This window comes from Schaalia turicensis ACS-279-V-Col4 (assembly GCF_000296505.1).
GTDB classification, from domain to species: Bacteria; Actinomycetota; Actinomycetes; order Actinomycetales; family Actinomycetaceae; genus Pauljensenia; species Pauljensenia turicensis_A.
This window is the reverse complement of sequence record NZ_JH815208.1, coordinates 616,332-638,962: the sequence shown is the minus strand read 5'-3', so window position 1 is coordinate 638,962 and position 22,631 is coordinate 616,332. Positions and strand designations below refer to the sequence as shown.

The following is a 22,631-nucleotide window of genomic DNA, read 5'->3' as shown; positions in this document are numbered from 1 at the left end:
GCTAGCGGTCCGTCCCGCCGAGGTCCTTGTCGAGATCCGCGTCCCCGATGCGGGTCGACTCCTCCAGCCCCGGGATCTCCACGCCGTTCGCCCCAGAGTCGTCGACCCCCTGGGCCGCGGAGATCGCCCGGATCGCGGCCTGGATGAACTGGCGGTGCGCGACGGTCGCGCCCGACACGACATCGACCTTCGCGGGATCGTCCTTCTCGGTGAGCTCCTGCGAGTAGCGCGCAAAGGATTCGACGGCCCTCTGCGCCTTCTCGTAGTAGTCCTCGTTGAAGACCTCCCCGGAGGAGCTCTTCCCGTAGTCGACGTCCTTGTCCGTTCCGTTAGCCTGGAGGGTCTCGTAGCTCGTGCTCGTGATGTCGCCACCCTCGACCGTGATCGTGATGACCCCGATCGCCCCCTGATCGTCCGCGTTCGAACGGCCCTTCCACTCACCGTCCTTCATCGGCACGCTCATGTCGACGCCCGGCGAGGAAGCGCATGCGGCGAGCATCATCGCGCCGAGTCCCACGATCCCGGCCCTCAGGGCCCCGCGCTTCGCGTTCATCGCAGATCCACCTTGCTCTTCCCCGTTCCCGACTCGAGCCCCGCCTCGAGCGCGTCGTGATCGTGCCACGTCTCCTTGAAGATGCGCCCGTGATCGAGGGCGATCTCGCGCTGGCCTCGGCCGGCGACCAGGGCGTCGTGCGTGACGACCATGAGGGTCGTGCCCTCCTCGTGGAGTCGCCCGAACAGGTCGAGGACGATCCTCTCGTTCGTCTCATCGAGGTTGCCGGTCGGCTCATCGGCGAGGATGAGCTTCGGGTAGTTGATGAGCGCGCGCGCCACACACACCCTCTGCTGCTCGCCGCCGGAGAGCTGACGGGGCAGATGGGTGGCGCGATCGGCGAGGCCCACCCTGTCGAGGGCCTCCATCGCCTCCTTCTCGTCGGGCATCGAGTGGTAGTACTGGGCGACCATGATGTTCTCCAGCGCAGTGAGATGCCCGATGAGGTGGAACTGCTGGAATACAAGCCCGATCGTGGAGCGGCGGATCTCCGTGAGCTCGTCCCCCGTGAGATCCGAGATGTCCTGGCCGTCGAGGCGGACCCGTCCCTTGGACGCGGTGTCCATGCACCCGACGATGTTCATCAGGGTCGTCTTGCCCGATCCGGAGGGCCCGACGATGGAGACCCATTCCCCACGCCCGATGGTCAAGGAGACGTCGTCGAGCGCGTGGAGGTCGCCGTAGATCTTCGAGACCCCCTCCAGATCGAGAAGGGGCGTCGGCATCGTGTCTGTCATGATTCTTCCTTCATTCTCCACGTAGGACGAGGGCGGGGTCGACGGCGGCGGCTCGGCGCACCGGGGGCAGGCAGGCGAGGACGGCGACGGCCACGGATGCGAGGACCGTGATGAGAGCGATCAACGGCGGAAGGGAGATGCTCCGGTGGAACACGTTGTAGCTGATCCCCGAGGCGAGACCGTACCCGAGGACGACGCCGATCAGACCGCCGATCAGACCGAGGAGCACACCCTCGCCGATGAATTCGAGGGCGATGGAGCGCGAAGTCGCGCCCAGGGCCTTGCGCAGGCCGATCTCGTTGCGCCTTTCGGCGACGATGGCGACCATCGTCGTGGACACCCCGATCAGGGTGAGGACGAGGACGATGCCGGCGATGATGACAAGCAGGGAGCGCAGCATCGAGATGACGCCGGAGTCGGATTGCGCGAGGCGCTTGACGGCCTGCGCCGACACTCCGGGCACGGAGTCGTTGATGGCCGCGACGACGCCCTCCAGGACCGGGCCCTCGACAGCGATCGAGTACTCCGCGACCGTCGCGCGCGCCTCGACGCCGGTCAGGGCGGAGATCGCCTGCGAGGTCATGTACATGTAGGAGTCCTGCGTGCCCCCGGTCTTGAGGACCCCGGATACGGTGAAGTCGACGCTCGTCTTCGCCTCGGCCCCACCGGACTGGGCGCGCTCGTCCGCCTCCTCGAGGCGGACGACGGAGATCCTTTTCCCGACCGAAGCGCCGATCGTGTCCGCGATCTCCTCGCCGATCAGCACTTCGTCGGGTCCTTGCGGCCACTCCCCCTCGACGTACCAGTACGGGTTCATCGCGCGCACCGACTCCAGATCGGCTCCTGCGGCGACGTAGGGCCGATCGTTGACGCTGATCGCCTCGTAGTCGAAGGCCGCCGAGCCGACGAGGGCCCCCTTCGGCACGAGGGAGGGGATCGCCTCGAGGGACTCGGCGCTCATGGAGTCCTTCCCCGAAACGGGGGAGACAACGAGGTTCGCGCCGTAGGAGCGGACCTCGCGTGCGAGCTGAGCGGGGACCTCCAGGGCGATGGTCGCCAAGCCCGACAGGGTCGTGGCGCCGATGGCGACGGCCAGAACGGCGATGAGGACGCGGGAGCGCCTCCTCAGGATCGACGAGGAGACCATCCGCCAGAACATTGTGCGACGCTTCATCTCTCTCACCTTCCGTGGAGGACTTCCGCGGCGTTGAGCCGCAGCAGGTAGCGGATGGCCGGGATCGACGCGCTGAGGACGACGAGCAGGACGAGGAGCGAGACGAGTACCAGGACGACCGGGGTGAAGGAGATCGAGGCGCCGAACACGATCCGCCCGATGATCTGCGCGAGCCCGATCCCGCCCCCGTAGCCGAGGGCCCCTCCGACGAGGCCGACCACTGCGATCTCGCTGAGGTGCAGGGCGATGATCGAGCGGTTCTTCGCCCCGATCGCTTTCATCAGACCGATCTCCCCGGAGCGCTCCATGACGTTCGCGGTGACGAGATTCGCGATGGCCAGCGCGGAGGCGACGAGGGCGAGGACGGTGACGAGGAGCATGAGGAGCTGCGTCTTCTCCAGGATGGTCCCCTCCGATTCGGCGACCTGCCGAACGGGCCTGGCCACGGAATCGGTCATGACCTCTTCGATCTGGTAGGCGATGGAGGAGACGTAGGCGGTGCAGTACCAGGTCTCACGCTCGGACACGGACAGGGACTCCGGATTCTTCGCTGCCTTCCGCGCCAGGTCGTTGTCCGGGGTCGTCAGGGCGGACACCTCGACGGAGCTGACGGCTCCGGGCTCTCCGAGAAGGTCCTGGGCGACAGCCAGGTTCGCGTAGACGCCGGAATCGGCCTCGTCGCCCGATTCGAAGATCCCGCGCACCTTCAGCTCAACGGAGCGCCCGTCCCTGCTCAGGGTCAGGGGATCGCCGAGGGCGAGGCCATGCGCCGCGGCGTAGCCTTCACCGACCATCGCACCCTCGGGGTCCTCGTCTGCGACCCACTGGCCGGTAACCGTCCACCAGGCCCGCAGTTTGTCGAGGCCGGTATCGAGCGTCTCCTCAGTCTCCAGGTCGAGGTGGTGATCGAACCAGGTCCCGGTGAGCGCGACGGGCTCCCCCGAGGGGCCGACCGCGTCGACGGACAGCAGCGGGGCGAAGTCGAGGATGTTGTACGTCCAGAAGATCGTCTTGATCCGGCCGAGCTCGTCCTCGCGGAGGAAGGTCTGCGCGGGGGAGTGAGCGCCGTAGAGGTCCTGGAGGACCGCCGCGCCGCGCGGTCGCACAACGATGTTCGCGCCGTAGGACTTCAACTCCTGGTTGACTTTGTCCCCGACGTCGAACATCACCGAGAGCATGGACGTGGCCACGGCGGCGCCGAGGGCGACCGTCACGGCGATGAGGAGGTGACGCTCGCCCCTGCGCGCCAGAGCCCCCACCAGCATTCTCAGGAACATCATGGGATCAGATCCTCTCCCTTGTGGGGTCGGAAAACGAGAGGGCTCATGCGAAGACGCTCGCATTCGCCTCGAGGACCGACAGCGGGACCGTCAGCGTCCCGTTGGAGACCTCGTACTCGATCGGAATGGGGTTGCAGCCGCCCTTGAATCCGATCGTCGCGATGTTCATCGCGACTTCGCAGAGCTTGCAGATAATCTTCCCGTCCTTCTCGTAGTAGCCGGTCGGCCCGCAGATCTCGCAGGCGTCGAGGCCGACGCCGAAGGAGGCGCCCGCCTTCTGGATGACGATGAAGCGGACCTCGACCCCCGAAGAGGTCGTGTAGGCGTAGCGGTGGAGGTGGCCGTCGGAGATGTCCGCGATGTCGATGACCGCACGCTCCTCGACAACGGAGTAGGACTCCGGTTCGGAGAGCTCGACTTCGGCGGAGCCGACGACGACGCCGAGGGTGACCAGCAGCGCGCCGCACAGGTAGCCGCCCGCCGCCACCCCGGCCATCGTCTTCCAGACGCGGGCGCGGGCGCGGTAGAGGCGCCCCTCGGCGGGGTTGGAGCCGACTCGGGGCAGGGATCGTCCCTCGCGGACGACGAGAGCGGCGACGAGGAGGAGGACGAACATCGCGACGATCGGGAATACGGCTTCGTGGTTAATGAGCCAGGAGAGCACGGTGAAGGCCTCGTTCGACATCGAGACGACCCTTTGCGCCTGAAGGATGCGCACGACGAGCATGACGTGAGTAAGGGCGAGGACGGCCACGACGAGGGCGATCGGCCAGGTCCTGCGTCGACCGAGGGAGACGATCCTCCAGGAGAGGGCGCCGAGGGCGAGGGGGATGAGCCAGCCGAGGACGTAGCCGACCAGGGCGAGCATCGTAGTCGTCGCGAAGACCTCGATTCCCCGAGGGAACATCATGACCGCCTGGGCCATCGCCGTGGGAGCCGCGCGGAAGATGATGAGCGCCAGGTAGGCGCTCATCACGAGGAGGAGAGCGGAGTCGAGGGGCGCGCTCGGCGCCCGGCGCGCCCGCAGCGCCAAGAGCGAAACGAAGGCGATCGCGAGGAGGACGGCCAGGGGCAGGGTCCACAGGGCGACCGTTTGCCGATTGACGGCGCGAGGCGCGAGGGTGTTGACGAGGGTGAGGACGAAGGCGGAGACGAACCCGGCGACGGCACCGATGCCGATGGCCCATCTCCGGGCGGCTCTACCGGATCTGCCGCGCTCTCGCGCCGGTAGCGCGCCGATGGCCGCTCCCGCAGCGAGAGCGGTGAGGAGCAGCGCGAGAGTCGCCTGGCTCATCTGTTCGATCATCGTTCATCCTTATTCTCGTCGTCGCGACGCGGGGGCGCGTCGGCGTCATCACGAGGGCACGACAACGGGCCGGAGTCCGCCTCCGGCCCGTCCGTCACGTGGTCACCACTCTACAGCGGAGGGGTCCCACTTCCAATCCTTGAACTCCGCGGTGATCGGCTCGGTCCAGAAGCGCCCCTTGACGCCCGTGGTCTCGTCGGTGTGGAGGAGCCAGCCGTTCTCCTCGGGGGAGTGGACGATGAACTGAACCGTGTAGGTGCCGGCGTCGAGCTTCGGCAGGTTGAGGCCGTAGTGCGGGCCGTCGGAGGCGTTCATCGGCATGAAGGTGCCCTCGAGAACGGCGTTGCCGTCGGCACCGAGGATCTTGTAGTCGACCTTGAGGCCCGGGATGAAGTCGCCGACGCCGTAGCCGAGATCGTTGCCCTCGACGGCGGAGATGTCAGCCTCGATGTGCATCGAGGAGTCCTTGGCGGGGGTCTGGACCTGGGGCTCCATGTCGACCGGCTGGAAGTAGACGCCGGAGATCTTCAGAGGGCCGGAGAATACGTCGTCGCCGAGGGGGAACTCGTCGAAGCCGGCGTCCTCGCCGGGCGCAGCAGCCTCGCTCTCGCTGGACTGAGTGGCCATTTCCGCGGGCTTCTCGGTCTCTGCGGTCTGGGAAGAACATGCCGAGAGGCCGGTCATCAGGGCGACGGCCGCGACGGCCGCGCCGATGGTGCTAAGTGAGCGCTTCATGAATCAAACTCCATGTCAGTGTGGGATGGTTCGACGGTTCGTCACTTCTCGGGGATCGCGCGGCGCATGCGCCGCTTCCCCCAGAGGTACAGGCCGACGATGATGACGAGAACCGCTGCCTGTGCGGAGAGGTTCTCCACTCGGGGGTAGATCCCCAAGAGGTCGATGGTCGGGAGGCCGTCAAGAGGCGTCAGGGGCAGAACGTCGGCCTCCTGGAGCTCCTTGATGCCAGATCCGGTGAAGGTGACGGCCATGACCGCCAGGAGCAGCGATGTGACCGCGAAGAAGGGGCGCAGCGGAATCCTCAGGGCAGCGAATTGGATGAGGAGGTAGACCACGACGAGGACGGCGAGGCCGACGCCCATGCCGATCCACACGTGCCCGATGGCCGCGCCCGCGTGGGAGATGACCGGCACATAGAAGAGAATCGTCTCGGCGCCCTCGCGAAGGACCGCGAGGAACGCGATGGCGGCCAGGCCGAGGAGGGAGCCGCGAGTGAGCGAGGCATCCGTCTGACCCTTGATGTAACGGTCCCAGGCTTCGTTGGAGGACTTCGAGACCATCCAGTTCGAGACCCAGATGAGCATGGCGACCGCGAAGAGGGCGGCGAAGCCTTCGAGGAGCTCCTGATTGGCTCCGGCGAGATTCGCGAACGAGGAGAAGAGGACGGCGAGGGCCGCGGAGGCGACGAGGGCGAGCGCGACCCCGATCCACACGATCTTCGACTTGTCCTTGTGCCCGGCCTTGCCGAGGTAGGCGAGGATCGCGGCGACGACGAGGATCGCCTCCATGCCCTCTCGGAGGATGACGAGGAGCGAGGGGAGGAAGCCCGAGAGCCAAGGGCTCGTGGGGGCGGCCGCCTCGCCGACGTAGCCGTCGAGGGTGTTGGCGTCCTCGCGCAGGTAGTTCTTGAGATCGGTGAGGTGCTGAGCGACCGCAGCGTCGTCATGATCGCTCATCGCCTTCTTGACGAGGGAGAACTTCATCTCGACGGTGGAGACCCGATTCCCCGAGATGCGCGCCATGACCTGCTTCTCGAAGCCGAGGGTCTCATAACGCCGGTAGTAGGCGGTATTCCCCCCGTCTTTACCCGCCTCGACATCGCCCGCCAGATAGTCCTTCTCGGCCTGATCCAGGATCTCACCCATCTCCTTCGCGACGCGCCCCCAGGCCCCCGGGCTGTAGTCGTTCGAGACAGCCGAGTTCCCGGCGCCGTCGAGGGTCTTGGCGTCCTCGCGCAGGTAGTTCTTGAGATCGGTGAGGTGCTGAGCGACCGCAGCGTCGTCATGATCGCTCATCGCCTTCTTGACGAGGGAGAACTTCATCTCGACGGTGGAGACCCGATTCCCCGAGATGCGCGCCATGACCTGCTTCTCGAAGCCGAGGGTCTCATAACGCCGGTAGTAGGCGGTATTCCCCCCGTCTTTACCCGCCTCGACATCGCCCGCCAGATAGTCCTTCTCGGCCTGATCCAGGATCTCACCCATCTCCTTCGCGACGCGCCCCCAGGCCCCCGGGCTGTAGTCGTTCGAGACAGCCGAGTTCCCGGCGCCGTCGAGGGTCTTGGCGTCCTCGCGCAGGTAGTTCTTGAGATCGGTGAGGTGCTGAGCGACCGCAGCGTCGTCATGATCGCTCATCGCCTTCTTGACGAGGGAGAACTTCATCTCGACGGTGGAGACCCGATTCCCCGAGATGCGCGCCATGACCTGCTTCTCGAAGCCGAGGGTCTCATAACGCCGGTAGTAGGCGGTATTCCCCCCGTCTTTCCCCGCCTCGACATCGCCCGCCAGATAGTCCTTCTCGGCCTGATCCAGGATCTCACCCATCTCCTTCGCGACGCGCCCCCAGGCCCCCGGGCTGTAGTCGTTCGAGACAGCCGAGTTCCCGGCGCCGTCGAGGGTTTTGGCGTCCTCGCGCAGGTAGTTCTTGAGATCGGTGAGGTGCTGAGCGACCGCAGCGTCGTCATGATCGCTCATCGCCTTCTTGACGAGGGAGAACTTCATCTCGACGGTGGAGACCCGATTCCCCGAGATGCGCGCCATGACCTGCTTCTCGAAGCCGAGGGTCTCATAACGCCGGTAGTAGGCGGTATTCACCCCGTCTTTACCCGCCTCGACATCGCCCGCCAGATAGTCCTTCTCGGCCTGATCCAGGATCTCACCCATCTCCTCGGCGACCGCGCCCCAGCTGGACACGGCGCCCTCGGCTCGCGCAGCGGCCGGGGCGAGGACCCCGATGAGGAGGGCGAGGAGGAGCGGGGCGAAGAGGATCCAGGGACGCCTCGTCAATGCCGTCGTCGAGGATGTCGATACGCCCACCCGTGTTCCTCCAGAATTCCGCTTGTCGATGTTGATGAGGGCGAGGGGACCATGCCGACCCCGAAATCGCCAGAATTAGTTTAGCCTAACCTCCGCAAATTCAGAAATAAGTCACCGAAGAGTTACCTATTTGAGATCTTCGCAGGTGGGAGAGCCTCCGCGCGGGGCATCCCCAAGGCGCAGGACTCCGCTTTCCATCACCATCACACGATCGGCGAAATGAACGGCCTCATCCTCGTGCGTCACTACGAGCACCGCCGCACCCTCGTCCGCCGCACGCCGGAGCATCCTCAGCACCGTCTGGGCGTTCCCCGCGTCCAGCCCCGCGGTCGGTTCGTCGGCGAGGACCGTCTCCGGCCGCATCACCAGCGCCCGCGCCACAGCCATCCGACGCAGTTCCCCTCCCGAGAGCTCATCGGGGCGAGCGTCGGCCAGGGGCACCAGATCGACGCCCTCCAGCAGGGCCTCCGCCCGCTCGCGGACCCCCTCCTGCTCGACTCGCGCCCGGATGATCGACGGGAGGAGGACGTTCTCCAGCACCGACAGGCTGCGTAGCGCGGTGTGCCCCTGAGGGATCACGCCGATCCGCTCGTTGCGGAGCGCCGAGGCCACGGCATCCGGGAGGGCGTACAGATCCTCGCCGTCGATCAGGACGGCCCCCTCCGTCGGCGCGAGGATCCCCGCCATCATCGACAGCAGGGTGCTCTTACCGCTCCCCGAGCGTCCGCGAATCACCAGCAACTCGCCGGGGTTCAGGCGAAGATCCACCGGCTCGACCGCCGAGAACATCGCTCCGCCGCGGACGCGCGGGAAGTCCTTCCTCACGCCTTTCGCTTCAAGAGTCACGTCATTCCCCTTCCCTGAGGACGAGCCCCACGTCCATCGCACCGATACGGCGAATCGAGACCCACCCCGCGACTCCCGCCGAGGCCAGGGCGACCAGGAGCGCGGCGAGGGCGATGAGTCCCGACTCCAAGGGCCCCGGCATGAGGAACCCGATGCCGAGCATTTGACTGACCAGCACCCGGAAGGCCGAGAGCAGGACCCCCGACACGACGATGCCCGCGAGCGCGCCGGCCAGATCGACGGCCGCGGACTCCGCGAGGACGAGACGTCCGAGCCGCGAGCGACTCACGCCCATCGCCCTGAGGAGGGCGAACTCCCGAGCCCTTTCGTGAATCATCATCGTGAACACGAGGACGCTCATCCCCGATCCGACCGCCCATACGACGCCCACGAGCAGCGCGACCGCGCGCGATGTCCGCACGAGCGTCTCCGAGATCCCCGAGACCATGCTCTTCGCCGTCGAAACGGAGACCCCGTCCACGTTCTCGCGGATCCGCTGAGCGACTGCCTCCGCGTCCTCGCCGTCCGCGACGCGGACGAGAACCGAGGACACGACGCTCCCCGGATCGGCGTCCTGATACTTGTTCAGTCCCTTCTCCAAGGAGGCCGCCATGAGGCTCCTGCCCGTGTCGAAGTTCGCGTACACGGCGTTGTCGAGGGTCGAGCCTGTCGGATCGAACTGGCCGACGACCCTGAGAGTCCGACCGTAGATCTTGAAGGAGCCGTCGACCGGTACGGTGACGTTCGCTCCCACGAGGACGTCCATCTCGCCGATCTCCACGTCGCCCGTCGTGTCGGCGATCCACGGTTGAATGGCGAAATCCGTCTCCGGATCGAAGGCGATGACCTGGTATCTCCCCGAGCAGCAGCTCGCCCTCGCGGATGCGAGGAAGATCTGGGGAGATGCCTTCTCCACGCCGACGACATCGCGGACCCTCGCAACGACTCCCGCATCCATGTAGAAATAGCCCGGCTCGGCCTCGAGGAGGAAGGTCTGGGCGTCGAAATCTCCGCCGGCATCGCTCGGGGTGACGAGCACATCGGCCCCGAGACGCGCCTCCACCGTCGCCAAGCCGCCGCAGATCCCCTGGACGAGGATGGTTCCCCCGAAGACGGCCGAGGCCATGAGCGCTGCGAATATGAACAGCGCGAAGGCGCGAATCGGCTGCGCGCGCAGAGCGCGAAGGGGCAGCTCCCTCAAAGAACGCATGGATCCGTCTCCTTCCTACGTCGTCAACAGCATCGAGTCGTCGGCGGCTCGCAACAGCCTCGGAAGCACGGCCCTTGCGCCGATCCAGGCGACGAGGAGGCTCATCGCCATCGCCGCGGCGGCGAGCGTGGCGAGGTTGCCCGGGGAGACGAGCTCGCTCCTCACGGGCGCGACGCCGATGAGGGCGACGAGCCCCGCTGCCACGAGCGCCCCGAGCAGAGCCCCCGAGGCGTGGACCATGAGCGCCTCCCGTAGGAGGACGCGCTCGACGAGGGCCCTCGAAGCCCCGAGGATCCGCCACACGTTCGCCTCGCGGCGCCGCTCGTTGAACAGCGCCCATTGGGCGACGGCGAGCGCCCCGAGCAGGATCAGCCACGTCAGGGCCGCGACCCCGGCGAGCATGGACGAATGCGCGGACACCGAGGAGGCGGTCCCCGCCAGCGCTTCCTCCGAATGGACGGCCGTCACGCGTCGGATGTAGAGGTTGATCCAGTTCGTCACCGATTCCGCGTCGGAGCGCTCCTTGAGTCGTAGCAGCGCGACCGAGTAGTCGGCATGCGGGTCGATAGAGGCATAGGAATCGTCGCCTGTGGCGACCGCGGCGGCGATCACCCGCTCGAGGGAGCCTATCGGCACGAGCACCGCCTTGTCCAGCTCGGCGCCGGTCCTCTCGAGATGGGAGTCGACCGGCCATTCCTCGCCGAAGAGGGTCACCGTGCCCTCCCGCGACACCGCCACATCGGCGCCCACCGCGACGGATCCCTCCGGCACCACGTGATCGGGGCCCTCGCGCAGCCAGGGCGCGACGACGAAGTCGGAGGCGGGGTCGAAACCGATGATCCAGAGGGGCTCCCCCCCACCGCTCGCGTCCGACAGGTAGAGCTGATAGGCGATGCGATCGATGTCCTCGTTGGAGTTCAGACGCGACAGAGTTGAGCGCTCCTTGTGGAAGAGGACGGGGCTACCGACCATCTGGATGCAGGACTTGTCGAGTTGTAGGAAGCCCGCCGAGGGGTAGACGACGACGTCCGCGCCCAGTCTGTCTCGAGCCAGAGAGAGCTCCGCCCTCGTCGACTGCACGAGGAGCAGGCCCGTCAGCGCACAGGCGGTCTGCGCGAGCGCGAGGAGCGCGATGATCATCGTCCTCAGCGGGCGGGCCCGCGCGCTCTTCAGCGGGAGGCCCCTCAGGGAAAGACGGTCGTGCCTCATCACCCGGCACCTCCCGCGCTCGTATCGAGCCACAGGGCCGGACGGACTCCGTAGGTCGCATCGGCGGCGGCACCGGAGCCGTGGCGTACGCCCTCACGGTCGACGTACTGCGCCGTGAAGTCGTAGGTCCCCGGGGAGCGCAACCACCAGTCGGCCCGCCCCTCCTCGTCCGCGGGCAGATCGTCGTTGTCGACGGCCGCGGACAGGGCGGCCGAACCGAGCGCGGCGCGCTCGACGGCGTTGGAGATGTAGATCGAGGCCTCGGTCTCGCTCAGCGCGAAGACGCGATCCTTCGTCGCGGGGCCCGCAGCGGTGCCGGTCGTGGACTGCGGAGCGTTGGGGACCTCGACCGTCGGGACGAGGGAGAGCTCGCTCTCGGTGAAAGCCGCCGCGAGGAAGTCCGAGTTCATCCATCTGCGGAGGTCGGAGCGCTCCCAGGTGACGGGCTCGAAGGGGACGCGGTGGTAGGGGGCGGCGTCGAGGGAATCGCGGCTAAGCAGCAGCAGCCTCCCGTCGATCCGGTCGAGGACGATCCAGCGGATCGGCTCCGGGCCGTTCGCGGCATCGCCGTCCTGTTCGAAGGAGCCGAACTCGATGAGATCCCCCTTCTTCGCCGAACGATAAGGGAGGGCGGGGTCCGCCTCGGTCATCCCCCGAAGGCGCTCGGCCGAGTCGGCGTACCCATCGAGGCGCGAATAGGCGCGGTAGGCCCCTTCGCGCTCGCCGACCTCTTCGAGGCGGAGAGCCTCCCGATAGGCGGCGTCCATCCGAAGGCGGTGGATCCCGAAGAGGGCGAGCGCGAGCGCAAGCAACGCGACCCCGACGACGATCGCGCGCCGCTTCCGCCTCGCAGGGGAGGGCGGAAGCGCGATGGCACGCGCCCTCACCTCAGGCGACGGTCCGCTCGCCACGCTTCGCCACGGAGGCGAGCGCCCCTGCGCCGGACAGGGCGATGAGACCCGTCATCACTCGGGTGAAGGGCTGGAATACGGTGTAGCAGCGCATGTTCTTCATCATGCACATGGGGCAGATCCCGCCGGGGACGAAGAAGAGGACGACACTCGCGATGATGGCGAGAAGCTGAAGAAGGATCCTCACACCCCTGTTCTTCACGAAAGCGGCGGTACCGAAGAGGACGACGAGGCCGATGCCTCCCGCAGCGACCGTGTTCTGACACTGGTGACAGTGCATCCAGGTGCCGTCCTCTCGACGGGGGCAGGCGGAGAAGACCGTCGTGACCCCGAGGATGAGCAGGGCACTCAACGCTGCTGGGGCGACGGCGAGCGCCAGATTCTTCTTCGACATGGGTTTGCTCCTTTGTTCTTTAACGGGCTCATATGCTGACGAGGTTGAACACATATAGTTAAGGGCATCCTTACTTAAATTGTCAATCTGCGGGCACCGCCGGACTGCGGATCGCCGGACCGCGGATCTCTCATCCTGGGATTCCGGAAACCGGAAGCGCCCGAGAGCCTTCGACATACGCGATAATCGGGCAGAAACAGCCGGAGGGCGACGTCGCCCGCTCCCGGGGAAGGCGGAGCCCCCGCTCTCGGCCACGACGGTCGAGGGCGGGGGCTCCGAGGTTCGACGGGCTCTCATCGCCGCTCATCGGCGACGGGAGAGCACGATCCGGACCGACTCCCGTTCCACGGGCGCACGATCCGGGCCGCGGAATCGGCTCAGGCCTCCTCGGTGAGGACCGCGGCGCGGCCAGCCTCAAGGCGAGCAACCGGGACGCGGAACGGCGAGCACGACACGTAATCGACGCCGACCTCGTGGAAGAAGTGGATCGACAGCGGATCGCCACCATGCTCGCCACAGACACCCAGCTTGATGTTCGGCTTGGTCGAACGAGCGCGCGTCACGCCCTCGCGGACCAGGGTGCCAACACCGTGGACATCGATGGACTCGAACGGCGAAACACCGAAGATGCCCGCCTCAATATAGTGCGGGAAGAAGACGCCTTCGACGTCGTCACGCGAGAAGCCCCAGACGGTCTGAGTCAGGTCGTTCGTGCCGAACGAGAAGAAGTCAGCTTCTTCAGCGAGATCTTCAGCGGTCATTGCTGCACGCGGAAGCTCGATCATTGCACCGATGGTGACACCGGACAGGTCAACGCCACGCTCGGCTGCGACCTCGGCGATAATGTCTTCGCCCTCTTCGCGGATCAGCTGGAGCTCGCGGACGGAGCCGACCAGCGGAACCATGATTTCCGGCTTCGGGGACAGGCCACGGGAAACGAGTTCAGCGGCTGCCTCGCAGAGTGCGCGCATCTGCAGGGCGAACAGGCCGGGCAGGTAAATGCCGAGGCGGACGCCACGCAGGCCGAGCATCGGGTTCTGCTCGTGGAAGCGACGAACCTCAGCCAGCATCTTCTCGTCAGCCGGATCAGCTTCGCCGGTCGCCTTCGCGACAGCAACCTTGATTTCCAGCTCGGACAGTGCCGGCATGAACTCGTGGAGCGGCGGGTCAATCAGGCGGACGGTCATCGACTTGCCATCCATGACCTCGAGCATCTCGAGGAAGTCCTGCTTCTGAAGCTTTTCGAGTTCGCCGAACGCTGCGGCGCGTTCCTTCGAGCCCGGTGCGGAGAGGATTGCGCGCTCAACCAGTGGGCGACGTGCGCCGAGGAACATGTGCTCGGTACGGCAGAGACCGATGCCTTCAGCGCCGAACTCGATCGCGCGACGCGAGTCGGTCGGGGTGTCAGCGTTGGCGCGGACGCTCAGGCGACGAACCTTGTCGGCGCGCTGCAGGATCTTGTCAACCGCCTTAACCAGTTCCTGGGTGCCTTCGTCGTTGCCGGCAGCAATCAGGCCAGCTTCGAGGCCGTGCGACAGGTAGGTGGTGACCGGAGAGTCGGTAACCGGGACCTCGCCGATGAAGATTTCACCAGTCTGACCGTCGATCGCGATCGTGTCGTCGGAGGTGTAGGTGGTGCCATCAATGACGACGGTGCCGGCCTCGGCGTCAATCTCGAGTGCTTCGGCGCCACAGACGCAGGTCTTGCCCATACCACGCGCGACAACTGCAGCGTGCGAGGTCTTGCCACCGCGGGCGGTCAGAACGCCTTCGGCGACAACCATGCCCGGCAGGTCATCCGGGTTGGTTTCGCGACGAACCAGAACGCACTTGACGCCGTCAGCGTGGAACTTCTCAGCTTGAGCGTTGTCGAAGGCAATCTTGCCGACTGCTGCGCCCGGTGAAGCGGCCATGCCACGTGCGATGAGTTCCTTGGCAGCCTTCGAGTCGAACTGCGGGAACATCAGCTGGGTCAGCTGATCGCCGGTGACGCGAGTCAGGGCCTCGTCGCGGGTAATCAGCTTTTCTTCGGTCAGCTGGATGGCGATACGGAATGCGGCGGCAGCGGTGCGCTTGCCAACGCGGGTCTGGAGCATCCAGAGCTTGCCGCGCTCGATGGTGAACTCGATATCACACATGTCGCGGTAGTGGGTTTCAAGCTTGCGCATGATGCCACGCAACTTGTCGTAGGAAGCCTTGTCGATATTCTCGAGGTCGGCGAGGGACAGGGTGTTGCGGATACCTGCAACGACGTCCTCACCCTGAGCGTTCTCAAGGTAGTCGCCGTACACGCCTGCGTGGCCGGACGAGGGGTCGCGGGTGAAGCAGACACCGGTGCCGGAGCCTTCACCCATGTTACCGAAGACCATAGTGCAGATATTGACTGCGGTGCCCAGGTCGTGAGGGATGCGCTCACGACGACGGTAGATGCGTGCGCGCTCGGTGTTCCAGGAGCGGAACACGGCTTCGATGGCCATATCCATCTGGGTGCGAGGATCCTGCGGGAAGTCCATGCCCTTCTGCTCGGAAACGATCTTCTTGAAGGTCTCAACGAGGCCCTTCAGGTCGTCAGCGGTCAATTCGGTGTCGCCCTTGACGCCACGAGCTGCCTTCAGATCGTCCAGGGCGTCGGAGAACAGGTCACCATCAATGTCGAGAACCGTCTTGCCGAACATCTGGATCAGACGACGGTAGGAGTCCCATGCGAAGCGCTCGTTGCCCGAGATCTTTGCGAGACCCTGAACCGAGTCGTCGTTCAGACCGATATTGAGGACGGTTTCCATCATGCCCGGCATCGAGAACTTTGCGCCTGAACGCACCGAGACAAGGAGCGGGTTGTAGGGGTCACCCAGGTGGCGTTCCATCTGATCTTCGACGCGGCGAAGAGCGGTGGTCACCTCAGTTTCCAGGGATTCGGGAACAATCGAATCCTTGAGGTATGCGCGGCATGCCTCGGTGGTGATGGTGAATCCGGGGGGAACGGGCAGTCCAAGCTTCGTCATTTCCGCAAGGTTTGCACCCTTACCTCCGAGCAGGTCCTTCATGGACTTGTCGCCCTCGGAGAAGTCATACACATATTTGACCATTGAGGTCCTCAACTTCCGTCGATCACGTAAAAGTGGCCCACCATCGGGCCGCTAGTGGGAAGAATAGCAAAAAGGGACTTAGGTCACCGAATGCTTTACCTTTGTTTTCAACATCTTTGCAGTTCGCTTAGGCAGTTTGTCGCATATATGACATTTTCAGGCTGTTTCAGTAGGGGCAGAGGTGTGCCTACGCCTCGTTCCACTTCCCATCGACGAGGCCCCTCGACGCACTGCACCTGACGCGACACACCCGAGCTCAAACACGCAAAACCGTCGCACCAAGTGCACCCGGGAACACAAAACCCACCGACACGCGTCACCGCCTACACCTCACGCGACAAAACCCCACTAAAACAAACCAAACCATCGCACCAGGTGCAGTCGGTGCACAAAACACTGGCGGGCCCACCCCAAGGGTGAGCCCGCCAGCTCTACACGGTCAACGCCGGCCGCTGACCATTGAAGGTCGCTGACCGTTGAAGGTCAGTGACTGTTGAAAGTGAATTTTCGGTCCGAACCTTCACCCTCGACACCGACCGTAACAACCTGGCCGGCCACGATCTCTCCAAAGAGGATGCGCTCAGACAGAGCGTCTTCGATCTCGCGCTGGATGGCGCGACGCAAGGGGCGCGCACCGAGCACCGGGTCGAAGCCAAGATCGGCCAGCAGGTCGCGTGCTTCGTCGGTGAGCTGCAGGTGCATGTCCTGCGCTTCCATACGCTTGGCCAGCTTCGCGATCATCAGGTCGACGATCTGCTTGATCTGATCCTTGTTCAGTGGCGGGAACACGATCGTGTCATCGACGCGGTTCAGGAACTCGGGGCGGAAGTGCTGCTTGAGCTCTTCATCAACCTTTGCCTTCATACGCGAGTAGTCATGCGTCAGGTTGTCAGCGGACTGGAAGCCCGTCAAAACACCCTTGTTAATGTCCCGCGTGCCGAGGTTCGTGGTCATGATGATGACCGTGTTCTTGAAGTCGACCTTGCGTCCCTGGGAGTCGGTCAGACGACCTTCTTCGAGGATCTGCAGTAGCGAGTTGAAGATGTCCGGGTGAGCCTTTTCAACCTCGTCGAAGAGGACGACAGAGAACGGCTTGCGGCGAACCTTTTCGGTCAGCTGGCCGCCCTCGTCGTAGCCGACGTAGCCAGGAGGAGCACCGAAGAGGCGCGATGCCGTGTGCTTCTCAGAGAACTCGGACATGTCCAGCTGGATCAGAGCATCTTCGTCACCGAACAGGAATTCGGCAAGCGCCTTCGCCAGCTCGGTCTTACCGACACCGGTCGGACCGGCGAAGATGAACGAGCCACCGGGACGATTCGGGTCTTTCAGCCCAGAGCGAGTGCGGCGGATCGACTGCGACAGTGCGCGAACAGCTTCTTCCTGACCGATGACACGCTTGTGCAGCTCATCCTCCATCTTCAAAAGCTTCGTCGTCTCAGTCTGGGTCAGCTTGAAGACCGGGATACCAGTCGACATGGCTAAGACCTCGGCGATCTCTTCTTCCGTGACCTCTGCGATGGAGTCGGATTCTCCGCCCTTCCAGGACGTTTCTTTCTCTTCACGCTGAGCAACCAGGTTGGATTCTTCGTCGCGCAGGCCGGCTGCCTTCTCGAAGTCCTGATCGTCGATCGCCGATTCCTTGTTGCGACGAACTTCGGCGATCTTCTCGTCGAGTTCACGCAACTCCGGCGGAGCGGTCATACGACGAATACGCAGGCGCGCGCCCGCCTCATCGACCAGGTCGATGGCCTTGTCCGGCAGGAAGCGATCAGAGATGTATCGGTCCGCAAGTTCAGCGGCCGCCTTGATTGCTTCATCGGTGATGATGACGCGGTGGTGGGCCTCGTAACGATCGCGCAAGCCCTTCAGGATTTCGATGGTGTCCTCGACAGAGGGCTCGTCGACCTTCACAGGCTGGAAGCGTCGTTCAAGCGCCGCATCCTTTTCGATGTACTTGCGGTATTCGTCGTTCGTGGTCGCGCCGATCGTCTGGAGCTCGCCACGCGCAAGCATGGGTTTGAGCATCTGGGCGGCGTCGATCGACCCTTCAGCGGCGCCCGCACCAACCAAGGTGTGGATTTCGTCGATGAAGAGGATGATGTCGCCACGCGTACGGATTTCCTTGAGGACCTTCTTCAGGCGTTCTTCGAAGTCGCCACGGTAGCGCGAGCCAGCGACCAGCGACCCCATATCCAGGCTGTAGATCTGGCGGTCCTTGATCGTTTCGGGCACATCACCGTGGACGATTGCTTGCGCCAGTCCCTCGACGACGGCGGTCTTACCAACGCCGGGTTCCCCGATCAGAACCGGATTGTTCTTGGTGCGACGCGAGAGGACTTGCATGACGCGCTCCATCTCGACGCGACGACCAATCACCGGGTCGAGCTTGTTATCGCGAGCAGCCTGGGTCAGGTTGCGACCGAACTGCTCTAGAACCGCAGAGTTCTGGCGTTCGTGCGTGGAGGATCCGCCGACGCCCGCGCCGACAGATTCGCGTCCTTCGCCTTCGCCACGCTGGTATCCGCTGAGTAGCTGGATCACGTTCTGGCGGACCTGGGAAAGGTCAGCGCCACGCTTGGTCAGGACCTGGGCAGCGACGCCTTCACCTTCTTTCAGCAGACCGAGCAAAAGGTGTTCGGTGCCGATGTAGTTGTGGCCGAGCTGCAGTGCCTCACGCAGTGACAGCTCGAAGACTCGCTTTGCGCGCGGCGTGAAGGGGATGTGACCTTCAACCGTCTTTTCGCCTTCGCCAATGATCTCAATGACGGACGCGCGGACGTCGTCATCGTTAATGTCCATCATCGCGAGCGCCTTCGCGGCGACGCCTTCACCTTCGGAGATCAGGCCGAGCAAAAGGTGCTCAGTCCCGATGTAGTTGTGCTTGAGCCCGCGCGCTTCATCCTGCGCGAGGACGACGACGCGCCTAGCTCGGTCGGTAAACCGTTCGAACATGTCATTCCCTTTGCGTCCTAGGACCGCGCCAACACGCGGAGTGATTCTTCAACTGAAACCACACTAAGCGAGCGCACGATTATATGCGCGTTAGTTCGCCATGGGGTGAAAAAGGAATATCGACGAGGCCGATCGGCTCCCGGCTGTTTCAGTTACGCTTCGGATTCCACCAGTACGGTGAACGGGCCATCATTGACCAGCGAAACTTCCATCATCGCGCCGAATTCGCCCGTTGCTACTTCGAGGCCGCGACCTCGTAAATCGGCGACAACCGCATCGACGAGAGGCTGTGCTTCATCGCCCGGGGCGGCATTCACCCACGAGGGGCGACGCCCCTTGCGCGTATCCCCGTAGAGCGTGAACTGCGAAACCAGCAGGATCGGAGCACCGAGTTCCGAGGCGGACTGCTCATCACCGAGAATGCGAAGTTCCGCGATCTTACGGGCGACAGTCGCAACCTGCTCCGCACTGTCTCCTCTTTTCACGCCGAGCAACACCATCAGGCCCGGGCAATCAATCGCCCCGACAACCTGACCGTCAACAGACACGGAAGCGCTGGTCACGCGCTGAATAACCGCGCGCATCAGCGGGCTCCCAACGCGCCCAGGCCACCGATCGGCGACACGTCATGGCGACGCAGATCAGGATTATTCAAATCAGCTCCCGGACGTGTTTCGGGGGACATTGCAGATTTGCCATCAACGGGAACAATCAGTTCCTGAGCTGCAGCAATACCACCCAAGTCGAACACCATCGACGCCGGAACGTTGCGCGCAAGCACCGCCAAAGCAATCGGACCAAGCTCTCTATGGCGAGCAACAGAGGTCACGATACCAACAACTCGACCGTTCGATTCAATGCGAGTACCTACCTCGGGAAGGTCGCCTCGTGAACCATCAAGCTGCAGGAACGTCAGGCGACGCGGCGGACGCCCCAAATTGAGCACGCGAGCAATCGACTCCTGCCCGCGATAGCAGCCCTTATTCGTGTGGACCGCGGTGCGCAGCCAGTCGACCTCAGCCGGAATCGACCGCGCGTCCGTGTCGACACCCAAGCGCGGGCGCCACGCAGCAATACGCATCGCCTCCCACGCAAGGAACCCCGCAGGCTTCCGCTTCGCATCAGTGGCCAGCCAGTCGGTAATAAACTGCTTCGCCCCGTCGCGATGCACAACATGCAAACGTATCCGTGAACGCTCGCCCGGATGAGAGCCCTGGAAGTATTCCGTGCCTCCCTCGGTCACGCCCGGCCACGGATCGTTCCACGTCAGCACGAGGCCGGGAAGCCCGGTAGCTGTATCCGTGTCACTGCCCGCGGTCGCGAACACCGTCACGTCAGAGCGCACATCAACCTGCACGCGCAGAGCAAACTGCATCGAACGCAGGAACTCCACTAGACCTTGGGTGTCATAGCCTTCACAGATCAGCCACGTGTTCTTACCGTCGTCCGCTACTGCAGCCTGGTGCTCAATATGACCCTGAGGATCCAGAACCAGAAGCTCCTTCGAATCCCCCGGGCCCATACCCGTGACAATCTGCGTCGTAATGCTGGTCAGCCACGTCTGACGATCCGCACCAGACACGGTGATGACGCCCAAGTCTGCGCGATCCGTGATCGCGCGCCCCTCTTCCAAGGCCCACTGTTCCCCCAAAGGGTCGCCGTAATGCAGGGCAATCGGCGTCACGGGGATCGCAAAGGTCTGTGGCTCCGCCCCTTCTTCAGGGGTGTCAGCTTCTTGAGCGCGGGTGGCCTGGCCCCCTAGATCGTCGGACGTGAGAATCGCACCCGGCCACGTGGCAAGCGGAGACAGCCACTCGTCAGCAGGCGAATCCGACGTAGTGGAAGAAACGGGGGAATCAGACAAGGAAACCACTCTCAGCCTGGGCGTCAATGCCTTCAACGGCTTCGCCCGACGCGGTGCGCGCCTGCTCGGTACGCATCAAGCGGCCTGAGAACTCAACTCCAGCTTCGCCACCGACAATAGTCTTTTCCTGCGTCCACATGAGCTCACCCGCAACCAGGCCGTACATGCGACCCAGGTGTTCGACCTCTTGCGCCTTCGCGTCACGCGCAATCGCATCCGACACCATCTGCACGCGCGGGCCAACTCCCACGCCCGCCCACAGCACACCAAGACCATTCGTCAAAGCCGAAGTCGCCGTGAACTCGCGCGGCACATACTGACCCGGCGGAGGCAGTTCATCCGTGCCCGGCATCACCGACACGTACATCGTCTCTTCGACCAAAAGCTCACCGCGACCAATGTGTGACAGCCCCTCGGCAGCGTCCCACGTCGGCTCAATCTCAACGCCGGGAGCCGGAAGCCCCTGGTAAATCGACGTGGTGAAACGCATCTGCTCACCACAAATCTCACCGCGCATCTCTTCAATGATCGCAGTATCCGTTTCAGCGCCAGCGGCCATCCCCCAGCCCTTCCACGTACCGAGCATCCACGCGAGAGGAGCAAGAGCAACAGGCAAATCAGCAGGAATAACCATCATGGAAATTAGCCTAAAGGTTTGCGCGCGCCCACGCGATATTTGGATCCGCGACCACCGCGTCAGTCAGCAGTTTCGAGGCTCGAAGCGAGGATTTGGCTCAGATGCCACCGATGCGGATCAACGCGTAAATCGGAATCGCAGCAACCAAGAACTTTGCGCAGGCGCGACCCAGCGCACCCGTCGGCGGGCGACGCGTCGTGTGATCACCTAGCAGACCATCAAGAACCACAATCGTCACACCAACAGCCACACCTTCAAGCAAACCGAAAAGAGCGGCCGCCGGGATCGGACCGATGACAGACGCAAGGCCCGGAAGAATAATCGGCGTCATCTGCGATGCGCGACCGGCAATATATGCGACAACACCAATGATTGCGCCCGAGATCGCTCCCACCGAAAGCGCACCAATCGACTGCGAACGATAGGTGTGGCCAATCTGGTCTCCCCACACAATCAGCGCAATCAAGACCGCGGCAACGGGGATCATCATGCTCCACTGCTCAAGAGAATTCAACGTGATCCACACAGCCGACGCGGCAATCAGAATCAAGGCTCCGATCGCGGAGGCAAGAGTCAAAGAGGTCGGACGCTCATTAGGACGAGTCTTCACTCGGCGTAGCACCATCACATCGGCCTCATCGACTGATTCACCTGCGATAAGAGCTTCCTGAAGAGCCCGCTCACGCTGGCGTTGCGCGATCGTTTCAGCACAATTCTCACCTGTGATAAACGAGTGATTCGTTGGCGTTGGAGCCGTGAAAATCACCGAAGCAACAATCGCAACAACCGACGCCCCAATCACCGGAACGCCATATTTTAAGTCGCCCATCAGCGCGACCACCATCGGCAGAACAGCTGCCGAAAACGCCAACGCGATAATCGTGAGGGGAGGAAGATCCAGACCGGTAAGCGCACCCCACGTGAAGGCAAGAACAACACCGATCAGAGCAATCAGAGAAGCAAACGTCAAAGACGTTGCCGGCAACGCCCACACGACCACGGTCAGAATCGAGAAAAGAAGAACGATGACCGCGGATAAGCGCATACCGGTCGTGATTGACAGGGTTGCCATCGAAAGGCGGTCGCTTAAATCGCGACGCCCTCGATGAGAATGGGGCCTCGAGGCAGGTCGAGTGGGAACAGACTCCATACGATTCATGGTCGCACATTTTGGTGGGATGTCCCACCTGTCCTCCCCTCGCTAGCGAGGCTCGCATTACGTATGCTTGTACGCGCACCGAGTTGTTAAGCCCCGGGCTCCAAACTTTGCCGCTACGAGCGGCCTTCGCGCCGACAGGCGCTTTCGGCTCGGTGTCTAATCGTTGGAAAGTGGTTGCGATGGGTCTCCTGTCGTGGCCACTTTTTCTGTTCCGCCCGTTCCCTGTAGGCCCCTATGAACGCCAAGGGATAAAACAAGGC

The 22,631-nt window shown here is 63.9% G+C and carries 18 protein-coding genes; all 18 read right to left on the bottom strand.

Annotation, left to right across the window (positions count from 1 at the left end):
• Window position 1: 1 nt before the first annotated feature.
• Window positions 2-553, bottom strand: a complete 552-nt coding sequence (locus tag HMPREF9241_RS02795) for an FMN-binding protein (RefSeq protein ID WP_006680761.1) — start codon at window positions 551-553, stop codon at window positions 2-4.
• Window positions 550-1,290: an ABC transporter ATP-binding protein gene (locus tag HMPREF9241_RS02790; RefSeq protein ID WP_006680760.1), complete on the bottom strand. Its 741-nt coding sequence runs from the start codon at window positions 1,288-1,290 to the stop codon at window positions 550-552. The genes HMPREF9241_RS02795 and HMPREF9241_RS02790 overlap by 4 nt, the downstream gene beginning before the upstream one ends.
• A 10-nt stretch (window positions 1,291-1,300) precedes the next feature.
• Window positions 1,301-2,464, bottom strand: coding sequence for an ABC transporter permease (locus HMPREF9241_RS02785; RefSeq protein ID WP_006680759.1), 1,164 nt, complete (start codon window positions 2,462-2,464; stop codon window positions 1,301-1,303).
• A gap of 5 nt (window positions 2,465-2,469) precedes the next feature.
• The gene (locus tag HMPREF9241_RS02780; RefSeq protein ID WP_207326468.1) at window positions 2,470-3,741 is read right to left on the bottom strand and encodes an ABC transporter permease; all 1,272 of its coding nucleotides are present in this window, start codon (window positions 3,739-3,741) and stop codon (window positions 2,470-2,472) included.
• A gap of 46 nt (window positions 3,742-3,787) precedes the next feature.
• Window positions 3,788-5,050: a DUF2318 domain-containing protein gene (locus HMPREF9241_RS02775; protein WP_006680757.1), complete on the bottom strand. Its 1,263-nt coding sequence runs from the start codon at window positions 5,048-5,050 to the stop codon at window positions 3,788-3,790.
• Window positions 5,051-5,152: 102 nt separating this feature from the next.
• Window positions 5,153-5,785, bottom strand: a complete 633-nt coding sequence (locus HMPREF9241_RS02770; RefSeq protein ID WP_006680756.1) for an iron transporter — start codon at window positions 5,783-5,785, stop codon at window positions 5,153-5,155.
• 41 nt (window positions 5,786-5,826) lie between these two features.
• The gene (locus HMPREF9241_RS09775; protein WP_006680755.1) at window positions 5,827-8,103 is read right to left on the bottom strand and encodes an FTR1 family iron permease; all 2,277 of its coding nucleotides are present in this window, start codon (window positions 8,101-8,103) and stop codon (window positions 5,827-5,829) included.
• A 126-nt stretch (window positions 8,104-8,229) separates the two neighbouring features.
• Window positions 8,230-8,949, bottom strand: coding sequence for an ABC transporter ATP-binding protein (locus tag HMPREF9241_RS02760; protein ID WP_006680754.1), 720 nt, complete (start codon window positions 8,947-8,949; stop codon window positions 8,230-8,232).
• A gap of 1 nt (window position 8,950) precedes the next feature.
• Window positions 8,951-10,159 (bottom strand): ABC transporter permease, encoded by a 1,209-nt coding sequence (locus HMPREF9241_RS02755; protein ID WP_006680753.1) that lies wholly within the window; start codon window positions 10,157-10,159, stop codon window positions 8,951-8,953.
• A gap of 15 nt (window positions 10,160-10,174) precedes the next feature.
• Window positions 10,175-11,299, bottom strand: coding sequence for an FtsX-like permease family protein (locus HMPREF9241_RS02750; protein WP_243440758.1), 1,125 nt, complete (start codon window positions 11,297-11,299; stop codon window positions 10,175-10,177).
• Between the two features lie 68 nt (window positions 11,300-11,367).
• Window positions 11,368-12,255 (bottom strand): DUF6273 domain-containing protein, encoded by an 888-nt coding sequence (locus tag HMPREF9241_RS02745; RefSeq protein ID WP_006680751.1) that lies wholly within the window; start codon window positions 12,253-12,255, stop codon window positions 11,368-11,370.
• A 1-nt stretch (window position 12,256) separates the two neighbouring features.
• Window positions 12,257-12,673: a DUF4418 family protein gene (locus HMPREF9241_RS02740; RefSeq protein ID WP_006680750.1), complete on the bottom strand. Its 417-nt coding sequence runs from the start codon at window positions 12,671-12,673 to the stop codon at window positions 12,257-12,259.
• A 377-nt stretch (window positions 12,674-13,050) separates the two neighbouring features.
• A complete protein-coding gene (ppdK, locus tag HMPREF9241_RS02735; RefSeq protein WP_006680749.1) occupies window positions 13,051-15,759 on the bottom strand; it encodes a pyruvate, phosphate dikinase in 2,709 nt (902 codons plus the stop codon).
• A gap of 483 nt (window positions 15,760-16,242) precedes the next feature.
• The gene (locus HMPREF9241_RS02730; RefSeq protein ID WP_006680748.1) at window positions 16,243-18,711 is read right to left on the bottom strand and encodes an ATP-dependent Clp protease ATP-binding subunit; all 2,469 of its coding nucleotides are present in this window, start codon (window positions 18,709-18,711) and stop codon (window positions 16,243-16,245) included.
• A gap of 152 nt (window positions 18,712-18,863) precedes the next feature.
• Window positions 18,864-19,295, bottom strand: a complete 432-nt coding sequence (gene dtd, locus HMPREF9241_RS02725; protein WP_006680747.1) for a D-aminoacyl-tRNA deacylase — start codon at window positions 19,293-19,295, stop codon at window positions 18,864-18,866.
• On the bottom strand, window positions 19,295-20,584 hold the full coding sequence (ygfZ, locus tag HMPREF9241_RS02720; RefSeq protein ID WP_006680746.1) for a CAF17-like 4Fe-4S cluster assembly/insertion protein YgfZ: 1,290 nt from the start codon (window positions 20,582-20,584) through the stop codon (window positions 19,295-19,297). Before ygfZ ends, dtd begins: the two co-directional genes overlap by 1 nt.
• Window positions 20,568-21,212: a heme-binding beta-barrel domain-containing protein gene (locus tag HMPREF9241_RS02715; protein ID WP_006680745.1), complete on the bottom strand. Its 645-nt coding sequence runs from the start codon at window positions 21,210-21,212 to the stop codon at window positions 20,568-20,570. The genes ygfZ and HMPREF9241_RS02715 overlap by 17 nt, the downstream gene beginning before the upstream one ends.
• Window positions 21,213-21,309: 97 nt before the next feature.
• Complete coding sequence (locus tag HMPREF9241_RS09615) at window positions 21,310-22,284, bottom strand: hypothetical protein (RefSeq protein ID WP_006680744.1); 975 nt, start codon at window positions 22,282-22,284, stop codon at window positions 21,310-21,312.
• Window positions 22,285-22,631 lie beyond the last annotated feature (347 nt).

Excerpts from the sequence above, each read along its gene's own strand:
- HMPREF9241_RS02750 (WP_243440758.1), bottom strand. The coding sequence starts at position 11,299 with ATGATCATCGCGCTCCTCGCGCTCGCGCAGACCGCCTGTGCGCTGACG.
- HMPREF9241_RS02715 (WP_006680745.1), bottom strand. The coding sequence starts at position 21,212 with ATGATGGTTATTCCTGCTGATTTGCCTGTTGCTCTTGCTCCTCTCGCG.
- ppdK (WP_006680749.1), bottom strand. The coding sequence starts at position 15,759 with ATGGTCAAATATGTGTATGACTTCTCCGAGGGCGACAAGTCCATGAAG.
- HMPREF9241_RS02755 (WP_006680753.1), bottom strand. The coding sequence starts at position 10,159 with ATGCGTTCTTTGAGGGAGCTGCCCCTTCGCGCTCTGCGCGCGCAGCCG.
- HMPREF9241_RS02790 (WP_006680760.1), bottom strand. The coding sequence starts at position 1,290 with ATGACAGACACGATGCCGACGCCCCTTCTCGATCTGGAGGGGGTCTCG.
- dtd (WP_006680747.1), bottom strand. The coding sequence starts at position 19,295 with ATGCGCGCGGTTATTCAGCGCGTGACCAGCGCTTCCGTGTCTGTTGAC.
- HMPREF9241_RS09615 (WP_006680744.1), bottom strand. The coding sequence starts at position 22,284 with ATGGCAACCCTGTCAATCACGACCGGTATGCGCTTATCCGCGGTCATC.
- HMPREF9241_RS02770 (WP_006680756.1), bottom strand. The coding sequence starts at position 5,785 with ATGAAGCGCTCACTTAGCACCATCGGCGCGGCCGTCGCGGCCGTCGCC.
- HMPREF9241_RS02780 (WP_207326468.1), bottom strand. The coding sequence starts at position 3,741 with ATGTTCCTGAGAATGCTGGTGGGGGCTCTGGCGCGCAGGGGCGAGCGT.
- HMPREF9241_RS02740 (WP_006680750.1), bottom strand. The coding sequence starts at position 12,673 with ATGTCGAAGAAGAATCTGGCGCTCGCCGTCGCCCCAGCAGCGTTGAGT.
- HMPREF9241_RS02785 (WP_006680759.1), bottom strand. The coding sequence starts at position 2,464 with ATGAAGCGTCGCACAATGTTCTGGCGGATGGTCTCCTCGTCGATCCTG.
- HMPREF9241_RS02795 (WP_006680761.1), bottom strand. The coding sequence starts at position 553 with ATGAACGCGAAGCGCGGGGCCCTGAGGGCCGGGATCGTGGGACTCGGC.
- HMPREF9241_RS02775 (WP_006680757.1), bottom strand. The coding sequence starts at position 5,050 with ATGATCGAACAGATGAGCCAGGCGACTCTCGCGCTGCTCCTCACCGCT.
- HMPREF9241_RS02730 (WP_006680748.1), bottom strand. The coding sequence starts at position 18,711 with ATGTTCGAACGGTTTACCGACCGAGCTAGGCGCGTCGTCGTCCTCGCG.